The 16,281-nt window shown below is 64.3% G+C and carries 20 protein-coding genes and 1 riboswitch; of the genes, 9 read left to right on the top strand and 11 right to left on the bottom strand.

The annotated features are described in order from the left end of the window. Positions 1 to 19: 19 nt before the first annotated feature. The 6 genes from tolB to ydfG all read right to left on the bottom strand — a co-directional run bounded on the left by tolB (position 20) and on the right by ydfG (position 5,190). Positions 20 to 1,312, bottom strand: coding sequence for a Tol-Pal system beta propeller repeat protein TolB (tolB, locus tag LJ655_RS05320; protein ID WP_230560202.1), 1,293 nt, complete (start codon positions 1,310 to 1,312; stop codon positions 20 to 22). 136 nt (positions 1,313 to 1,448) lie between these two features. Beyond that, positions 1,449 to 2,465, bottom strand: coding sequence for a cell envelope integrity protein TolA (tolA, locus tag LJ655_RS05315; RefSeq protein WP_230560201.1), 1,017 nt, complete (start codon positions 2,463 to 2,465; stop codon positions 1,449 to 1,451). After that, a complete protein-coding gene (tolR, locus tag LJ655_RS05310) occupies positions 2,462 to 2,908 on the bottom strand; it encodes a protein TolR (protein WP_230560200.1) in 447 nt (148 codons plus the stop codon). The genes tolA and tolR overlap by 4 nt, the downstream gene beginning before the upstream one ends. Positions 2,909 to 2,918: 10 nt before the next feature. Further along, positions 2,919 to 3,596: a protein TolQ gene (gene tolQ / locus LJ655_RS05305; protein ID WP_012431821.1), complete on the bottom strand. Its 678-nt coding sequence runs from the start codon at positions 3,594 to 3,596 to the stop codon at positions 2,919 to 2,921. A gap of 187 nt (positions 3,597 to 3,783) precedes the next feature. Continuing rightward, positions 3,784 to 4,248: a tol-pal system-associated acyl-CoA thioesterase gene (gene ybgC / locus LJ655_RS05300; RefSeq protein WP_230560199.1), complete on the bottom strand. Its 465-nt coding sequence runs from the start codon at positions 4,246 to 4,248 to the stop codon at positions 3,784 to 3,786. Positions 4,249 to 4,443: 195 nt separating this feature from the next. Next, complete coding sequence (gene ydfG / locus LJ655_RS05295; RefSeq protein WP_230560198.1) at positions 4,444 to 5,190, bottom strand: bifunctional NADP-dependent 3-hydroxy acid dehydrogenase/3-hydroxypropionate dehydrogenase YdfG; 747 nt, start codon at positions 5,188 to 5,190, stop codon at positions 4,444 to 4,446. Between the two features lie 247 nt (positions 5,191 to 5,437). After that, a riboswitch (ZMP/ZTP riboswitch) is annotated at positions 5,438 to 5,564 on the top strand. Positions 5,565 to 5,742: 178 nt separating this feature from the next. Here ydfG and glyA point away from each other — a divergent pair. From glyA to LJ655_RS05260, 7 genes are all read left to right on the top strand, one after another. Beyond that, positions 5,743 to 6,990, top strand: coding sequence for a serine hydroxymethyltransferase (glyA, locus tag LJ655_RS05290; protein WP_230560197.1), 1,248 nt, complete (start codon positions 5,743 to 5,745; stop codon positions 6,988 to 6,990). Between the two features lie 6 nt (positions 6,991 to 6,996). Continuing rightward, positions 6,997 to 7,479, top strand: a complete 483-nt coding sequence (gene nrdR, locus LJ655_RS05285; protein WP_008919734.1) for a transcriptional regulator NrdR — start codon at positions 6,997 to 6,999, stop codon at positions 7,477 to 7,479. 212 nt (positions 7,480 to 7,691) lie between these two features. Beyond that, entirely contained in the window at positions 7,692 to 8,258 is a 567-nt protein-coding gene (locus tag LJ655_RS05280) for a GspH/FimT family pseudopilin (protein WP_230560196.1), read from the top strand. Beyond that, on the top strand, positions 8,255 to 8,701 hold the full coding sequence (locus LJ655_RS05275) for a type IV pilus modification PilV family protein (protein ID WP_230560195.1): 447 nt from the start codon (positions 8,255 to 8,257) through the stop codon (positions 8,699 to 8,701). The genes LJ655_RS05280 and LJ655_RS05275 overlap by 4 nt, the downstream gene beginning before the upstream one ends. Continuing rightward, the gene (locus LJ655_RS05270; RefSeq protein ID WP_230560194.1) at positions 8,698 to 9,504 is read left to right on the top strand and encodes a PilW family protein; all 807 of its coding nucleotides are present in this window, start codon (positions 8,698 to 8,700) and stop codon (positions 9,502 to 9,504) included. The genes LJ655_RS05275 and LJ655_RS05270 overlap by 4 nt, the downstream gene beginning before the upstream one ends. 95 nt (positions 9,505 to 9,599) lie before the next feature. Continuing rightward, positions 9,600 to 10,067 (top strand): pilus assembly PilX family protein, encoded by a 468-nt coding sequence (locus LJ655_RS05265; protein WP_425605771.1) that lies wholly within the window; start codon positions 9,600 to 9,602, stop codon positions 10,065 to 10,067. A gap of 22 nt (positions 10,068 to 10,089) precedes the next feature. Further along, positions 10,090 to 10,521, top strand: a complete 432-nt coding sequence (locus tag LJ655_RS05260) for a type IV pilin protein (RefSeq protein ID WP_230560193.1) — start codon at positions 10,090 to 10,092, stop codon at positions 10,519 to 10,521. Positions 10,522 to 10,568: 47 nt separating this feature from the next. Here the strand turns inward: LJ655_RS05260 and LJ655_RS05255 are convergent, their stop codons facing one another. From LJ655_RS05255 to LJ655_RS05245, 3 genes are all read right to left on the bottom strand, one after another. Further along, complete coding sequence (locus tag LJ655_RS05255; RefSeq protein WP_230560192.1) at positions 10,569 to 11,051, bottom strand: DUF3318 domain-containing protein; 483 nt, start codon at positions 11,049 to 11,051, stop codon at positions 10,569 to 10,571. A 57-nt stretch (positions 11,052 to 11,108) separates the two neighbouring features. Beyond that, the gene (locus tag LJ655_RS05250) at positions 11,109 to 11,498 is read right to left on the bottom strand and encodes a phage holin family protein (protein ID WP_230560191.1); all 390 of its coding nucleotides are present in this window, start codon (positions 11,496 to 11,498) and stop codon (positions 11,109 to 11,111) included. Positions 11,499 to 11,631: 133 nt separating this feature from the next. Next, positions 11,632 to 11,934: an ElaB/YgaM/YqjD family protein gene (locus LJ655_RS05245; protein WP_008919742.1), complete on the bottom strand. Its 303-nt coding sequence runs from the start codon at positions 11,932 to 11,934 to the stop codon at positions 11,632 to 11,634. Positions 11,935 to 12,278: 344 nt separating this feature from the next. Here LJ655_RS05245 and LJ655_RS05240 point away from each other — a divergent pair, with 344 nt between their 5' ends. Then, positions 12,279 to 12,917 carry a peroxiredoxin gene (locus LJ655_RS05240; protein ID WP_230560190.1) on the top strand — a complete coding sequence of 213 codons (639 nt, stop codon included), beginning with the start codon at positions 12,279 to 12,281 and terminating at the stop codon, positions 12,915 to 12,917. Positions 12,918 to 12,991: 74 nt separating this feature from the next. Here the strand turns inward: LJ655_RS05240 and LJ655_RS05235 are convergent, their stop codons facing one another. Then, entirely contained in the window at positions 12,992 to 14,182 is a 1,191-nt protein-coding gene (locus LJ655_RS05235) for an acyl-CoA dehydrogenase (RefSeq protein WP_230560189.1), read from the bottom strand. 95 nt (positions 14,183 to 14,277) lie between these two features. On the opposite strand from LJ655_RS05235, the gene LJ655_RS05230 reads away from it, so the two are divergent. Beyond that, a complete protein-coding gene (locus tag LJ655_RS05230) occupies positions 14,278 to 15,063 on the top strand; it encodes an IclR family transcriptional regulator (RefSeq protein WP_230560188.1) in 786 nt (261 codons plus the stop codon). Between the two features lie 56 nt (positions 15,064 to 15,119). Here the strand turns inward: LJ655_RS05230 and LJ655_RS05225 are convergent, their stop codons facing one another. Next, entirely contained in the window at positions 15,120 to 15,953 is an 834-nt protein-coding gene (locus LJ655_RS05225; protein ID WP_230560187.1) for an EAL domain-containing protein, read from the bottom strand. Positions 15,954 to 16,281 lie beyond the last annotated feature (328 nt).

Genomic DNA, 16,281 nt, shown 5'->3' with positions numbered 1-16,281 from the left:
TTGTGTTGTTGCATCAACGTTATTGCATAAACGGGCCCCAGGACGGCTCGCGTACGTTGCCGCCTTGAACGGACAGGACCTGCCGAGTGCGACCGTCGGTCGATACTGCGGCCAACACGCCACGGCCGTTCACCTCAGTGGCGTAAAGAATGTACTGACCGTTCGCCGCGAAGCTCGGCGATTCGTCATGTGATGTGTCCGTCAGGCCCGTGGCGGTCCCGCCTTGCAGGTCCTGGAGATACAGCTTGAAAGCACCGCCGACGCGCGAGATGTAGGCAAGCTCCTTGCCGTCAGGACTCACACGCGGGCTGGTGTTATAGCTGCCCGTGAACGTGACGCGTTGCGCGCTGCTCGCGCTTTCGCCTTGCGCCGGCATTTTATAGATTTGCGGTGCACCGCCGCGGTCGCTGGTGAAATAGATCCATTGACCGTCAGGGGAGTAGGTCGGCTCGGTGTCGATCGAGCTGCCCTGCGTGAGACGACGCAGGCCGCTGCCGTCCGCGTTGACCGCGAAAATCTGCGTATTGCCGGTGCGCGACAGCGCGACTGCGAGCGTGCGGCCATCCGGCGACCAGGCCGGCGCACTGTTGTTGCCCTTCTGATCCGACACGATCACGCGACGGCCCGTGGGCAGGTCGTGAATGTAGACGATCGGCTTTTTCTTTTCGAACGATACGTAGGCGACCTTGGTGCCGTCAGGCGACCAGGCGGGCGAGATGATCGGCTCGGGGCTCGACAGCGCGATATGCGCGTCCTGGCCGTCCGAATCGGAAATCTGCAACTGATAACGGCCGCCCGTCTTGATCACATACGACAGGCGCGTCGCGAACACGCCGCGGTTGCCCATCAGCTTGGCGTAAATGTAGTCAGCGACCTTGTGTGCGCTCATGCGCAGGCCGCTTTCCGGGCTCACCAGCACGAGGCCGCCGAGGCTTTCGCCCTTGACCGTATCGTACAGCTTGAAGCGCACTTCGTACTGGCCGTTGGGAAGACGGTTCACGCTGCCCGCGACGAACGCGTTGGCGCCTTTGGCCTTCCATGCGCCGAGGTCCACGGAATCGGTTTCGGAGACCGGTGTCGAACCTGCGTCGACATTCGTGAATTTGCCGCTGCGTTGCAGATCCTGACGCACGATCGTGCTGACCTGCTGCGGGGAGTTCGCTTCATTGGCGAAATTCGCCGTTGCGATCGGAAACTGGGTGGATCCGACGCCCGTCACGAGGACGTTGAGTTGTGCGTTGGCGGCGCCGCCGACGGCGATCAGGCACGTTGCCACGAGTGTTCGCAGGCCTAGCTTGGTCATCAAACTCATGCTGTATGGGTTCCTCAAAACGGTTTTACTCAATACTCAAAGACAGCAGACAGACCGGAAAACGGCTATTTCGTTCCCACGCAACGCCGCGCGGGGCGGGTGGGGCGTTGGCCGTCAGTCGGCTGCCAGGCCGTAATCAACCTGCCGGGCGCAGCGTGATATAGAAGCTCTCCGGTGTCTTGCCGTTGACGTCCTGCGGCATCGGATTGGAACGCTGGACGGCGCGCAGTGCAGCTGCATCCCACGCGTCGTTACCGCTGCTGCGTGACACGCTTGCGCTCAGCAAGGTGCCGCTCGGTGCGCAACGTACGGCGATCACGGTCTCCAGACCTTCAGTTTCGCCGCCCCACGAAATGTTCGGCCGCACGACCCGGCGCACCTTGTCCGCATAGCCCGGCGATGCCGCCGTGCCTCCCGAGCCGCTGCCCGTTCCGGTCTTGCCGAGGCCATTGCCCGACGACCCCGCTGGACCAGCCATGCCCTGCATCTGCGCAAGGCGTGCGCGACGCTCGGCGTCGAGCTGCTTCTTCGCTTGCGCGGCTGCATCGGCTTGCGCCTTGGCCTTCGCCGCTTTCTCGGCGTCAGCCTTCTTCTGCGCTTCCGCCTGAGCCTGCTTTTGCTGCTGCTCCTGCTGTTCTTTCAGTTGCTGCTGCTTCTGCTGCTCGGCGAGTTGCTGTTGCTTGAGCTTCTCGGCCTGCTGCTCCTGTTGCTGCTTGAGCTTCGCCGCTTTCTGCGCGGCGAGCTGGGCCGCCTGCTGCTGCGCCAGCTGCTGCTGACGCTTCGCTTCCGCTTCCTGCTGCTCTTTCAGTTTCTGCTGGCGCTGCTGTTCGGCCAGTTGCGCGGCGCGAGCCGCTTCCTGTTGCTGGCGCTTCTTCTCCTGCAGCGCGATGTCAGCCTGCTCGTCGCGCACGGGCGGGGCAGGGGCGACCGGAGCGGGCGCGGGCGGTGGTGGAACCGGATGCGGGATCGCCGAATCCGGCACCTCGGTCCACAGTTCCGCTTGCTCACCCTCGGGCGTGCTGTTCTGCCACTGGATGCCGTGATACAGGAAGAATCCGAGCAGCGCATGCATCACCAACGCGAACAGAAAAGCTCGCCCGGTGCCGCGTTCACGCGGTGGCTGAAGCGGATATTCGGAGTTCTTGCGGATCATTGCGATTTGACGAGCAATCCAACGCGCTTGACGCCCTGAGCCTTCAGTTCAGACATCACGTTCATCACGACTTCGTACTTCACGGTTTTGTCGGCGGCGATCACGACGGGCTGATCGGGGTGCGATTGTGCGCGATCGGCGATGAAACCGTTGAGGCCAGCTTTCGTCATGTCTTCCTGCTGCTGCGTGCCGGAGTCGTCCTTGTACTTGACGCTCATGTTGCCGTCGGCGCGGATGTTGACGATCACGGGCGGCGTCTGTTGCTGCGGCGCGGCGCCGCCGACGGTCGGCAGATTGACGATCGACGGCGCGATGAGCGGCGCCGTGACCATGAAGATCACGAGCAGCACAAGCATCACGTCGATGTACGGCACGACGTTGATGTCGGCCATCGCGCGCCGCTGGCGCGAGCCGCGCATGCTGGAGGAGCGGGAGCCTGCCATCGTGGCCTCCTTACTGTGCCTGGCGCTGCAGGATGTTCGAGAACTCTTCGATGAAGGTTTCGAAACGGATCGCCAGACGGTCGATGTCGTGCGCGTAGCGGTTGTAGGCGACGACGGCCGGAATCGCGGCGAACAGGCCGATCGCGGTGGCGGTCAGTGCCTCGGCGATGCCCGGCGCGACGTTCGCGAGCGTGGCCTGCTGCACATTGGCGAGGCCGCGGAACGCGTTCATGATCCCCCAGACCGTGCCGAACAGACCGATATACGGGCTGACCGAACCGACCGACGCGAGGAACGCGAGGTTCGCTTCGAGCACGTCCATTTCGCGCTGGAACGCAGCGCGCATCGCGCGACGGGCTCCGTCGAGAATCGCGCCGGAATCGTTCAGGCGCTTCTCTTTACCTTTCAGGAATTCGCGCATGCCGGACTCGAAAATCCGCTCGAGTGCGCCAATCGTGTGGCGGTTGTTCGCGGCGCTCTGATACAGCGCCTGCAGGTCGCCGCCCGACCAGAAATCACGCTCGAAGCGCTCAGTTTGCGCGCGCGCCCGGCGAATCGCAAACCACTTGCGGAAGATGAAAGTCCAGGAGAGCAGCGACAGCAACAGCAGCAAAGCCATAACGGCCTGGGCCAGCAGGCTCGCGTTGAGTACGAGTGAAACGATCGACAGATCTTGTGTAGTGTTCATAAAGGTTCGTTTTAACGTCCCGGGAAGGGGGCGTCCGGCTGCAAGGCCGCTTCAAGCTTGCCGTGGGCAAAACGGAAGCTTCGGCGATATCGAAGCCGAACCATGCTTTGTGTTACCTGACCGGTATGAGTTCGCTGGCCCCGTAACAACGAGGCGCCGGCGTCGTTCGTTGACATGTCGCCGCTGTTCAAGCCCCGTGCTGGCTCACGCCCGCCCCGCGTCGCAGGGCGGCGAGAACCGGAGCCGGAATCGCGGCCGGCCGCAGCGTCGCGCGGTCCACGCAGCCAACCCGGATCGAACCGGTAGCCAGCAAGGCACCTTCACGCCACGCTTCCTGCGCGAAGTCTAGCGAAGCTCGGCCAAGACGCTCGATCCGGCTGACGATTCTCACGATGTCGTCGAGCCTGGCCGGGGCCCGGTAGTCGACCGCGGTACTGCGCACGATAAAAATCGCGTCGCTTTCTTCCGCTAGCCGGTGCTGGTCGACACCGCACGCGCGCAGCCATTCGGTGCGCGCGCGTTCGAAAAATTTCAGGTAATTGGCGTAAAACACGATGCCGCCGGCGTCGGTATCTTCGTAGTACACGCGGATGGGCCACGTGTAGCCGATTTCCGCGCCGGGCTGGCTTCTCGACATATTCATGCGGCGCATTCTACCGGAACGCACACTAAGGGGTCTGTTTCAAAGTGTGCGGTCCGTGTGGCGGGCTTCGGCGGGGATCGTGGCCGGCTGTGCCGGGCGCGCCGGGACTGCGAGGAGCGGGACGCCGCCGCCCTGCGAAAAACCATCAACGGGAGTGGCGAGGCGAATTGCCGCACCGGCGGGCGTCCCCGCCCGCTCCCAAACTCAGCCGCGATGCACGGCCAGACCGCCGAACGACTGCGCGACCGGCATCAGCTCGATCGTATTGATGTTGACGTGGGCCGGGCGCGTGGCGATCCAGTAGATCGAATCCGCGATGTCTTCGGCCGTCAGCGGCTGCACGTTTTCATAGACCTTGGCGGCCTTCTCGTCGTCGCCGCGGTAGCGCACGTTCGAGAATTCGGTGCCGCCGCACAGACCCGGCTCGATGTCGGTCACGCGCAGCGCAGTGCCGGCGAGGTCGGCGCGCAGGTTCAGGCTGAACTGGCGCACGAACGCCTTGGTCGCGCCGTACACATTGCCGCCCGCATACGGCCAGCGGCCCGCCACCGAGCCAAGATTGAAGACATGACCGCGATTGCGCTCGACCATGCCGGGCAACAGCGCATGCGTGACCTGCACGAGGCCCGTGCAATTGGTCTCGATCATGGTGTTCCATTCGTCGAGGCTTGCCTTGTGTGCCGGTTCGGTGCCGAGCGCGAGGCCGGCGTTGTTGACGAGCACGTCGATCGCGGCGAACCCGTCCGGCAGCGCGGCCGGCACGGCTTCGACGGCGGCGCGGTCGCGCACGTCGAGCTCATACGGCAGCAGCGCGTCGCCGAGCTCGTCGGCGAGCGCCTGCAGGCGGTCCTTGCGGCGGGCGGTGGCGACCACGCGATGGCCGCCCTTGACAAATGCGCGGGCGATGGCGGCGCCGAACCCGGCCGACGCTCCAGTGACAAACACGATCATTGCAGTTCCCTGGTCGGTAAGAGACAAAGGCCCCAAGCCTACTTCCAATGCGGCGTTGCGGCAAGAACGCACGAGCCGGATCGGCGCCTGTCGCGGCGGCGCGCAGCGGGTCTGCGACGCGGGCAGTGCGCTTCCGTCAGACGGTTGCGTGGCGGGCGCGCCCGCATGGCCGGATGGCGCGCCAGCGGCGGCTTGGGCGCCTGCAAGCCGGTTGCCTATTCGGGGCTCTTCCAATACACTAACGCGCTCGACCCTGCGTGACTGGCGATAGAACCGAGTCGTCCGACTCAGCCGATTCAACCAATCGGGTTCAAGGTGGAACAACCCACCGTGAAGCGCAGGGTGCCGTTTTGCCGTTCGCCTGGGCAGCCGTGAACCGCGCGCATGAATCTGCGCTGACGGTGGCTGGCCTACCTCGCGTGTGCGGCGTCTCTCCATTCGCCACGTCACGGCAGACCTCACCACCCGCAGCGATGCATACTCCGCTGTGTACCCTCTACGCAGGATTCGGCGCACGACCCGGTCAACCTGAAAACACTCAACGGAACCCGTATGTTTGACAGAGCCCAAAGCACCATCGCCAACGTCGATCCTGAACTCTGGAAGGTCATCGAGCAGGAGAACCGCCGTCAGGAAGAGCACATCGAACTGATCGCGTCGGAAAACTACACGAGCCCGGCCGTGATGGCCGCGCAAGGCTCGCAACTCACGAACAAGTACGCCGAAGGGTATCCGGGCAAGCGCTACTACGGCGGCTGCGAATACGTCGACGTCGCAGAGCAACTGGCGATCGATCGCGTGAAGCAGCTGTTCGGCGCCGAAGCCGCGAACGTGCAGCCGAACTCGGGCTCGCAGGCGAATCAGGGCGTGTTCTTCGCGATGCTCAAGCCGGGCGACACGATCATGGGCATGAGCCTCGCGCACGGCGGTCACCTCACGCACGGCTCGCCGGTCAACATGTCGGGCAAGTGGTTCAACGTGGTCAGCTACGGCCTGAACGAAGCCGAAGACATCGACTACGACGCTGCTGAAAGGCTCGCACACGAACACAAGCCGAAGCTGATTGTGGCGGGCGCATCCGCGTTCGCGCTGCGCATCGATTTCGAACGCATGTCGAAGATCGCGAAGTCGGTCGGCGCCTACTTCATGGTTGACATGGCGCACTACGCCGGTCTCGTCGCCGCGGGCGTCTATCCGAACCCGGTGCCGCACGCCGATTTCGTCACCACCACCACGCACAAGAGCCTGCGCGGCCCGCGCGGCGGCGTGATCCTGATGAAGGCCGAGTTCGAGAAGCAGATCAACTCGGCGATTTTCCCGGGCATCCAGGGCGGTCCGCTGATGCACGTGATCGCCGCCAAGGCCGTGGCGTTCAAGGAAGCACTCTCGCCGGAATTCAAGGCCTATCAGCAGCAGGTCGTCGAGAACGCGCGCGTGCTCGCTGAAACACTGGTCAAGCGCGGTCTGCGCATCGTGTCGGGTCGCACCGAAAGCCACGTGATGCTGGTCGACCTGCGCGCGAAGAAGATTACCGGCAAGGCTGCGGAAGCGGCGCTCGGCGCGGCGCACATCACGGTCAATAAAAACGCCATTCCGAACGATCCGGAAAAGCCGTTCGTGACCTCGGGCATCCGCCTCGGTTCGCCGGCCATGACCACGCGCGGCTTTGGCGTGAAGGAAGCCGAGCAGGTCGGCAACCTGATCGCCGACGTGCTGGACAACCCGGAAGACGCCGCGACGATCGAGCGCGTGAAGGCGCAGGTCGCCGACCTGACCAAGCGTTTCCCGGTCTACGGCTAAGCCGTCATGCATTGCCCCTTCTGCCGCCACGCCGATACGCAGGTCGTCGACTCGCGCGTATCCGAAGACGGCGCGACGATTCGCCGGCGCCGCCGCTGCCCGGCCTGCGACAAGCGTTTCACGACGTACGAGCGGGTCGAGCTGGCGTTGCCGTCGGTCGTCAAGAAGGATGGCACGCGCACGGAGTTCGATCGCCGCAAGATCGTCGCCAGCATGCAACTGGCGCTGCGCAAGCGCCCCGTTGCGGTGGACGCGATCGAGGCGGCGGTCGCGCGCATCGAGTATCAGCTGCTTGGCAGCGGCGAGCGCGAGGTGCGTAGCGAGCGCCTCGGCGAACTCGTGATGAACGAGTTGCGCGCGCTCGATACGATCGCCTATGTCCGTTTCGCTTCCGTGTACCGGCGCTTCGAAGACGTCTCCGAATTCGAGGACGTGATCGAGGAATTCCGCCGCGCCTCTTCCCCGCCCAAGCCTTCCCGCAAGCGCTGAGCGTGCGCGTGCCGCACCTGAGCCGCGGTCGTTCGCATTCATCGCCTCGCGCCTTTCGCGCCTTTTTTCACGCATTGCTTCTCCCGCCTCCGTGATGGATCGTCACGTGCATTCTCGCGTGCGCCAGCGTCTGAATGCCACCTGGCCATTCGGACGATGGTGGGAATCGCCGTAAATCGCTAGATTGGCTGCATCCGTTCAAACGATCAGGTATGCAGATGAAATGCAAGGAGACTCACCGGCCCTCGCGCGCCGGTTTCACGCTCGTTGAAACGCTGGCGGTGATCGCGCTCCTGATGCTGATTGCCGTGATGGCAATGCCGTCGTTTGCCGCATGGCATATGCGCGATCAGGTCGACGCGCGCGCGAGGGCGCTGCTATCGACGCTCGCCTATGCCCGCAGCGAAGCGCTACGGCGCGGTACGCGCGTCACGGTATGCCGCGTCGATGCGGCGCGCGTTTGTCTTGCGTCGGGCCGACCCTGCGCCGACGGCATCGTCGATTGGGCCTGCGGTTGGGCCGTGTTCGCCGAGCGCGGCGGCAAGGCGTCGCTGCTGCGCGCGCAGCCGGCGCTCGCGGCGGTGAGCATCACCGGCGTCCAGACGGATATGACGTTCACACCGCCGGCTGGGCAACTGATCGGCGCGTTTCGCAGTTTCGACATTGCGCCGCGAAGTCCAACGAAATCGATGCAGGGGAACCCGTGGCGGCGCTGTATCAGTATCGCGGCAGGTGGTCGCGCGCGGCTCGCGGAGGGCGCGTGTGGAGCGACGTCATGAGGCGGTCCGTACTCGATACCGGTTTGCGCGCCCGCGCATCGGCCTGCGTCGGCAGTTCGCTGATTGAGGTGATGCTGGCGGTAGCATTGATCGCGATAACCACTTTGGGTTTGATCGCGGCTCAGGTGTGGACCGCACGCGAAGCCCGCGCAATGGCGCTGCGCGAGAACGCCACGTGGCTAGCCGATTCGATTGCCGAAGCGGCGAGTACGTCTTCCATGGGGGAGCTTGCGCTCAATCAATGGAGCGCGCGGGCGAGGGCTGCGCTGCCGCACGCCGAGGTGTCGATTGGCGAGAGCGGCGCGGTCGCGACGGCGCGCGTGACGTGGGCGTTCGTGCAGGACCGGCCGGCTGCTGGCCACGTGATCGACAAACCGGAGTCTTGCGGCGGGATCGATGCGCCAGCCGGATCATCGTGCGTCGCGTTGGCGTTCGCGAAATGAAGCGGCCGTATTGCGCGCGCGGCCATACGCTGATCGAATTCGTGATCGCGATGGCGCTCGGGCTGATCGTGACAGCGGGTGCCGTGTCCCTCTACACGGCGCAGCGCAACGCGTTCGTGCAGGCGAGCAACGCAGCACGGATTCGCGAAGCCGGATTGACCGCGCTGATGCTGATCGGTCAGCAATTGCAGATGGCCGGCTTCGTTCCCGCCGATGTCAGCGGCTACGACGCCGCGCCTGCGTTGTTCGGCTGCGCGGGCGGTCGTCCGACCGGCGCCGACGACAGCCTCGCCTGCACCCCGCTGAGCACCGGCTCGGATGGCGTCGCGATCCGTTACGTTGCAGACGTCGTATCGACGTGGCCATCGTCGAGCGGTCAGATCACCGACTGCGTCGGGCAGGCCGTCAAAGGCGGCGACACGGCGCTCGGTGATCAGGGCGTGCCGGTGGTCAATCGCTACTTCGCCAATGTCAGCGGCTCGACCGGGGAGCCGGAACTCTACTGCGTGGGCAGCGGCAATGCCGGGTCCGCGCAGCCGCTGGTGGAAGGCGTCGAGCGCGTGCGGCTGCGCTATTGGCTGGCCGGCGCGGCGGATGCGGTGACTGCGTCGGCAGTGCCGGTGGATCAATGGTCGAACGTCGTCGCGGTCGATGTCTGCGTACTGGTGCGCGGCGCGCCGCAAGGGCAGCGCTCGCGGTACGTCGACTGCGATGGCGCGAGCGCGCTCGGCACCGACTTGCGGCCTCGGCAGGCGTTTTCTCGACGCGTTGCGCTGCGCAACCGCATGGAGGTGCCGGCGTGATGGACCGTGACACGGCAACGCTGCGCGGCAAGCCAGAATACTTAGATAAGCGAAGTTGTCGAACCCATGTCCGCCGTGGGCATCAACGCGGTGTCGTGCTAGCCATCGTGCTGTTGGTCTCGGCCATGATGCTCGCCACGTCCGCAATCTGGTTCGAGACATCGCTCGCGGCGGCTCGCGCGGCGACCAATGTGCGCGACCATCTGCAGGCTTTCCATGCGGCGGATTCAGCGCTGACCTTGTGCGAGCGCGACGTGCTGTCGACAGGCGACGCGGCCCCAGCGCCGCTCGTCCCCGGCAAGCCGGCCCAATGGAAGCTTGAGGCCGCGTTCGATACAGGCGCCGTCACCCCTGTCGCTCAGTGGCCCGGATCATCGCGCGCGCCGCAATGCCTGATCGAGCCTTGGCGTCTCGCGAGTCGACCCAACGCCAACGCCTATCTGCTGACCGCGCGCGGCTTCGGCCAGAGCAGCGAGTCGCAGGTCTGGTTGCAGATGGAGCTGGTGATCGAGGATGGCGCGATCGAACGTCATTGGCGGCGCGTTGCCGCGCGCCCATTCTGAGGAACGCACCGACCGGAGACGTATGAGAAGGCCAAATATATGCGCATTTACGCTGATCGAACTCGTGATCGCGCTCGCGATTGTCGCCACGCTTGCTGCGTTTGCGATCCCTACGTACCGCAGTCACATCGCGCGCACGCATCGCATCGATGCGGCGTCGGCGCTCTATCGGGCTGCGCAATTCGTCGAGGGTGCAGCGAGCGATGGCGTGCCTGCCTTGCCTGCGGGACTCGATCAGGCACCGCAGTTCGGCACGCCGGTGTATCACGTGCGCGTGTTGCCCGCGGACGACACGAACGGCGGCTATTGGATCGAAGCGGCGCCCGCGGAAGCGGGCCCGATGCGCGACGACCCTTGCGGCACGTTCGTGCTGGATGCGACAGGTCAGCGGGACAACAGAAACGACGCGGGCGGCCCTGTACCACCAGGCAGTGAATGCTGGAATACGGGTTAGCGGATCATTGAAATCCACTCACGACGGCAGCGAGCTCGATAGGCGCTTCACATCGACTCGGCCCGCGCGGTGGCGGATTGCGCCGCAGCGGAAGCTGCCGCTGGGTCGTTCTTCATCTGCTGCCAGATGCGGAATGCTTCCCACACTCCGAGCGCAATGCCGCCCCACTTGAGCGCGGGCTTTGCGCCCGAGACGATCGTCGAGCGCAGCGGTTTGGCGAGCAACAGCGAAACGATCGAGCTGACGAACGGATACTGCTTGAGCAAGGCGCCGATGGTGCCCGCGTTGAGCACACTCGCCTTCGCACCCTTGCCGACGCGCACGCCGCCTAAACCGGGAATGACGAACTTGAGCCAGCTGAAACGCGTGACGGCCTCCCGAAATTCGAAGGTGGCCTGTGCGAGTTCGACGCGCTCGACGTCGGCACGCACGAGCAGCAATTCCTTGCGCAGCGCCCGCAGATGCGGCGCGCTCAAATCCTTCGGAAGGCGCTTGCTGCGAAAGGCGGTATCGGATCGGGAGGGGCTCATGGCATGTCGGCGGCAATGGAGGTGGGGCGATGGATTGGATGCAGTCAAACCTGCCCGTCAGTCGCGGTTGCGAAACGCTTCACGATCCTTCTGGAACTCGGCGATGGTCGCTTCGAATACCATCGGCGCGTTGCGCAGACCGCTGCGCGCCTTCAGCGCACAACCGAGGCCGGCAATCGCGTAGACCGCGGTGATGCCGGCGAGCGCCTGCCATCGGTAGGTGTCCCAGAATGCAATAGCGATCAATGCGGTCAACGCGATCAAGGCCATCGACGCGAGCATCATCGCGGCAAGGCCGAGAAACAGCACGCCAAGCAGGCGGTCTTTTTCTTCGGCGAGTTCGATGCCCACCAGTTCGAGCCGTGTTTGCAGGATCGCAAACACGGAACTGAGAATGCGGCGCAACGGGCTGTGCTGTGCGCGATGCGAGTGTGTTTCGGTCGTCATGGCTGTGGGCGTTGCGCGTGAGGGTCTATCCGGCGCGCACGCGCGCCAGCAGAAGGGGACCGGCCAGGCTCGCGCCGGTCCGCCCATTTCGACGATGCGCCGGACGGGCCTGCTCCGGCGGCCTCACCGGTCTTTATTTGCGATTGATCAGCAGACCGACCAGCACGCCGACGCCGGCGGCGATGCCGATCGACGCCCACGGGTGCTCGTGAACATAGTCGTCGGTGGCGCGGGCGGCCTTCTTGCCTTTTTCGACGACCACGACCTGAACGTCGGCTGCCTTTTCTTTCGCTTGCTTCAGGCGCGTCAGCGCGGTCTCGCGCAGTTCCGACGCGCGTTCGCCGGTAGCGCTCGCGGCCTGTTTCAGCAGGTCTTCAGCGTCCGCGAGGACGGTTTTGATATCCGACATCAATCTCTCCTTGTTGACTTCCGACATTGACAGCTCCCTTTGTCTCACGCTACGCGAGAATCGTAACCAAAGAAACGGTTGCTGGCGAGGCATAGTCGCGGCTGCTTGCCGCCGCTGCATCAACCGTTCCCGACAGCGCACGGCGTTAAGAAAACCCAGTTGAGGGCGCTCTGCTCCAGACCGATAAGGGATTGAGTTGATCTGTCCCGCAAAGTTTCCGTCAAATGGGAGAAAATTACAAAAACGCATAAAGTACTGACGCGATGTTGGTTCGCCACGCACCACCGCTGCCTTATGCTTTATAGCGCTTTATGGCGACGATCCACCGCGGACACACGCAAACCATCCCGAATACCTCAAGGAGATGCACTATGAGTCTACGTCTTGGCGACATTGCGCCGGATTTCGAACAGGAGTCGAGTATTGGCCGTATCAGGTTTCACGAGTGGCTCGGCAATAGCTGGGGCGTGCTGTTCTCGCATCCGGCCGACTTCACGCCGGTCTGCACGACCGAGCTGGGCCTCACCGCGAAGCTCGCGAGCGAGTTCGAAAAGCGCAACGTGAAGACGATCGCGTTGTCGGTCGACAGCGCGGAGTCGCACAAGGAGTGGATCAAGGACATCAACGAGACGCAGGCCGCCAACGTAGGCTTTCCGATTCTCGCGGACGGAGACCGCAAGGTTTCCACGCTGTACGACATGATTCATCCGAACGCGAACGAGACCTTCACCGTGCGTTCGCTGTTCGTGATCGATCCGAACCGGAAGGTGCGTCTGATCATCACCTATCCGGCGAGCACCGGCCGCAACTTCGACGAAGTGCTGCGCGTGATCGACTCGCTGCAGCTGACCGACAGTCACTCGGTCGCGACGCCGGGCAACTGGAAGCAGGGTGATGACGTCGTGATCGTGCCGTCGCTGAAGGACGAGGAAGTCATCAGGCAGAAGTTCCCGAAGGGCTACAAGGCGCTGCGTCCGTATCTGCGCCTGACGCCGCAGCCGAACCGCTAAGCGGCGCGGCACCGAATGAAAAGCCGGCTCGAGGGAGCCGGCTTTTTGCCGTCATCGGTACTGCGACATCGGAATCAGAAGAACGCCTGAATGCCCGTCTGCGCACGGCCGAGGATCAGCGCGTGAACGTCGTGAGTGCCTTCGTAGGTATTGACGACCTCGAGGTTCACCAGATGTCGGGCGACGCCGAACTCGTCCGAGATGCCGTTGCCGCCGAGCATGTCGCGCGCGAGGCGGGCGATGTCGAGTGCCTTGCCGCACGAATTGCGCTTCATGATCGAGGTGATTTCGACGGCGGCGGTGCCTTCGTCCTTCATGCGGCCGAGCCGCAGCACGCCTTGCAGGCCGAGCGTGATTTCGGTCTGCATGTCGGCGAGCTTTTTCTGGATCAGCTGGTTGGCGGCGAGCGGCCGGCCGAACTGCTTGCGATCGAGCACATACTGACGCGCGGTGTGCCAGCACGCTTCAGCCGCGCCGAGCGCACCCCAGGCGATGCCGTAGCGCGCCGAGTTCAAACACGTGAACGGACCGCGCAGGCCGCTCACGCCCGGCATGATGTTCTCTTGCGGCACGAACACGTCGTCGAGCACGATTTCGCCGGTGATCGACGCACGCAGCCCCACCTTGCCGTGGATCGCCGGCGCCGACAGACCCTTCCAGCCCTTCTCGAGAATGAAGCCGCGGATGTGGTCCTTGCCGTCTTCCTCGAGCTTCGCCCACACGACGAACACGTCAGCGATCGGCGAGTTCGTGATCCACATTTTCGAGCCCGACAGCGAGTAGCCGCCATCGACCTTCTTCGCGCGCGTGACCATGCCGCCCGGATCGGAACCATGGTTCGGCTCGGTCAGACCGAAGCAGCCGATCCACTCGCCGCGCGCGAGCCTGGGCAGATATTTTTCCTTCTGCGCGTCCGAACCGAATTCGTGGATCGGCACCATCACCAGCGACGACTGCACCGACATCATCGAGCGATAGCCGGAGTCGATACGTTCCACTTCACGCGCGATCAGCCCGTACGCGACATAGTTCAGACCGGGGCCGCCGTACTGTTCGGGAATCGTCGGGCCGAGCAGGCCGAGCTCGCCCATTTCGCGAAAGATCCCGATGTCGGTCTTTTCGTGACGGAACGCTTCGAGCACGCGAGGCTGCAGCTTGTCCTGCGCGTAAGCCGCAGCGGCGTCGCGCACCATGCGTTCGTCTTCGGTGAGCTGCTGATCCAGCAGCAATGGGTCTTCCCAGTGAAACTGCGCGGCTACGGCCATGACGTATCTCCCGATTCTCTCGCTCGGAACGAGCTTGACTTGAGTTCCGCCCTGCGAAACAATGTTTTGCAAACGACGATCGAGTGTAGCACCCTATGAGGCTGCCATCCACATTCTCCGCCGCGCTCGACGAACGCAAGTTCGTCGTGGCCCTCGCTCGCGGGCTGGACCTGTTGCGCGCGTTCCGGCCGGGCGAAACGATGCTCGGCAACCGCGATTTCGTCGAACGCACGGGATTGCCGAAGGCGACCGTGAACCGGCTCGCTTACACGCTGAGCGTGCTCGGCTATTTGCGGCTCGACGAAACCCACGGCAAATATGCGCTCGACGCGGGCGTGCTGTCGCTCGGCTTCGCGCTGCTGTCGGGTACCGACACGCTCGAACTCGCGCGCCCGCACCTGCGCAGCCTCGCGCGCGAGGTCGGCGCGGCGGTCTCGCTCGGCTGCCGCGACGGACTCGACATGGTGTACCTGGAGACGATCCGCAGCGAAACCGCACTGACGCTCGGCCTCGCATCCGGCTCGAAACTGTCGATGCTGACGAGTTCGATGGGCCGCGCGTATCTTGCCGTGCAGCCGCCCGACGCCCGCGCCGCGCTACTCGCGGAACTGAAGAAAGCGGCCGGCAAGGCGGGGCCGACGCTCGTCGCCAAAGCGGAAAAGGAGATCGCCGCGTTCGCAACCGAGCACTGCTGCTACTCGTTTCGCGCGTGGCACGACGACGTGAACGCGGTCGCGGTGCCGTTTCGCGAGCCGCGCGAAAAGCGCTGGCTCGTGCTCAGCTGTAGCGGGCCCGCGTCGTCGATGGGGGAGCAAGTGTTTCGCGAGAATGTCGCGCCACGCCTGAAGGCGCTCGCGCGGCGCCTGGGCGAGCCAGGCTGAGGCAAGCCAGGCCGAGGTGATCCAGGGGCGCCCCGGCCCGCTGGGCGCACACCGTGTCACGCCGCCCGGTCGTGATAATGCGCGGTGAACAACGGCCCCTGCACGAAGCGCACGTCGTACTGCTGGAGTGCCAGGAACTGCGCCTCATCCATTACGCGATTGAAAATCAGCGGCACCCGCAGCCGGTTCGCGTAGCCGACGAGCGGCTTCACGGTCGCGTCGCGCAACGCGATCGCCGCATCCATCTTGATGAAGTCGAGCCGCGCGGTTTCCGACACCGACAGAATCTGCCCCGCGTTCGACAGGTTGCCCGCCACCTTGAACCCGTAGTGCTGATAACTGCGCGTCAGATAGCCGAGAAAAGTCTTGTGCGCGACCGCCGCTGGCGGCAGCTCGATCACGATGCGCGCCGGACTCAGGTTGAACGACGTCAGCACGCTCGAAAAATGCCGTCCGTGGTCGTACTTCACGCTCTTCAGCAGCCGCTCGTGCACGCGCAGAAACAGGAGCCCATGCCGCTGCGCGCCGAAGAAGTTGATTGCGTGCAGCGCGCGCGACATGCGGTCCAGCGCGACCAGCCGTTGGTCGTCGGCGATCTTGTCGAACGGATCGAACACGTCGAACGGCGGTGCGTCGAGCCTGTGCGTGACCGCCTGAAAGCCGAGTTCGTCTCCGAACCGGTCGACTCCCTCCGCGCCGCACGATAGCGACTGCGCGAGGCCATGCACGCTGATGTCGAAGATCGGTTCGTAGGCGCTGGCGAGTTCGATGCCGTCGAAGCGCGCAAGCGCGATGCCTCCGTGCGTGCCGTGTCCCATCGCCAGATGCTCGCCGAGAAACGGGTGATGAGCGGCGCGGGCGATCAGATCGGGGATGGTCGGCGAAATCATGAGGGCGGATGAGTGGCGACGGTGAACGCGCACCGGGCGCGTGACGACGCGACGCGATGGTCGCATCCATTGATGGTAGCAGTCCGCGCCGTGCTCACATGAACAAAATGTTCATAACGATATTGGCCGCATGCTTATCGGCCAGGGGGCTGAGCGGGGTGTGAACAACATCCGGAGCGCTATTCCAAGGGTATACGTTAGTTTCACTATCCGTGATTGGTTTTACGATGCGTAACTCCCGGCGTCGCCAAAATTAATGGAAAAGCGCTCGTGAGCGTGACGCGGCAACGCAGCCACGTGACCCGAGTGAAATCGGTCCGGCTGCACG

Source organism: Paraburkholderia translucens, assembly GCF_020881035.1.
Classification (GTDB): domain Bacteria; phylum Pseudomonadota; class Gammaproteobacteria; order Burkholderiales; family Burkholderiaceae; genus Paraburkholderia; species Paraburkholderia translucens.
The sequence above is the reverse complement of the archived record's forward strand: the minus strand, read 5'-3'. Positions and strand labels throughout refer to the sequence as shown.

Bases quoted from the DNA above. Each gene is read 5' to 3' on its own strand.
- LJ655_RS05280 (WP_230560196.1), top strand. From the start codon at position 7,692: ATGCAGATGAAATGCAAGGAGACTCACCGGCCCTCGCGCGCCGGTTTC.
- LJ655_RS05250 (WP_230560191.1), bottom strand. From the start codon at position 11,498: ATGACGACCGAAACACACTCGCATCGCGCACAGCACAGCCCGTTGCGC.
- tolB (WP_230560202.1), bottom strand. From the start codon at position 1,312: ATGAGTTTGATGACCAAGCTAGGCCTGCGAACACTCGTGGCAACGTGC.
- tolR (WP_230560200.1), bottom strand. From the start codon at position 2,908: ATGGCAGGCTCCCGCTCCTCCAGCATGCGCGGCTCGCGCCAGCGGCGC.
- tolQ (WP_012431821.1), bottom strand. From the start codon at position 3,596: ATGAACACTACACAAGATCTGTCGATCGTTTCACTCGTACTCAACGCG.
- LJ655_RS05240 (WP_230560190.1), top strand. From the start codon at position 12,279: ATGAGTCTACGTCTTGGCGACATTGCGCCGGATTTCGAACAGGAGTCG.
- LJ655_RS05235 (WP_230560189.1), bottom strand. From the start codon at position 14,182: ATGGCCGTAGCCGCGCAGTTTCACTGGGAAGACCCATTGCTGCTGGAT.
- tolA (WP_230560201.1), bottom strand. From the start codon at position 2,465: ATGATCCGCAAGAACTCCGAATATCCGCTTCAGCCACCGCGTGAACGC.
- nrdR (WP_008919734.1), top strand. From the start codon at position 6,997: ATGCATTGCCCCTTCTGCCGCCACGCCGATACGCAGGTCGTCGACTCG.
- LJ655_RS05275 (WP_230560195.1), top strand. From the start codon at position 8,255: ATGAGGCGGTCCGTACTCGATACCGGTTTGCGCGCCCGCGCATCGGCC.
- LJ655_RS05255 (WP_230560192.1), bottom strand. From the start codon at position 11,051: ATGAGCCCCTCCCGATCCGATACCGCCTTTCGCAGCAAGCGCCTTCCG.
- LJ655_RS05245 (WP_008919742.1), bottom strand. From the start codon at position 11,934: ATGTCGGAAGTCAACAAGGAGAGATTGATGTCGGATATCAAAACCGTC.
- ydfG (WP_230560198.1), bottom strand. From the start codon at position 5,190: ATGATCGTGTTTGTCACTGGAGCGTCGGCCGGGTTCGGCGCCGCCATC.
- LJ655_RS05230 (WP_230560188.1), top strand. From the start codon at position 14,278: ATGAGGCTGCCATCCACATTCTCCGCCGCGCTCGACGAACGCAAGTTC.
- ybgC (WP_230560199.1), bottom strand. From the start codon at position 4,248: ATGCGCCGCATGAATATGTCGAGAAGCCAGCCCGGCGCGGAAATCGGC.
- glyA (WP_230560197.1), top strand. From the start codon at position 5,743: ATGTTTGACAGAGCCCAAAGCACCATCGCCAACGTCGATCCTGAACTC.
- LJ655_RS05225 (WP_230560187.1), bottom strand. From the start codon at position 15,953: ATGATTTCGCCGACCATCCCCGATCTGATCGCCCGCGCCGCTCATCAC.
- LJ655_RS05260 (WP_230560193.1), top strand. From the start codon at position 10,090: ATGAGAAGGCCAAATATATGCGCATTTACGCTGATCGAACTCGTGATC.
- LJ655_RS05270 (WP_230560194.1), top strand. From the start codon at position 8,698: ATGAAGCGGCCGTATTGCGCGCGCGGCCATACGCTGATCGAATTCGTG.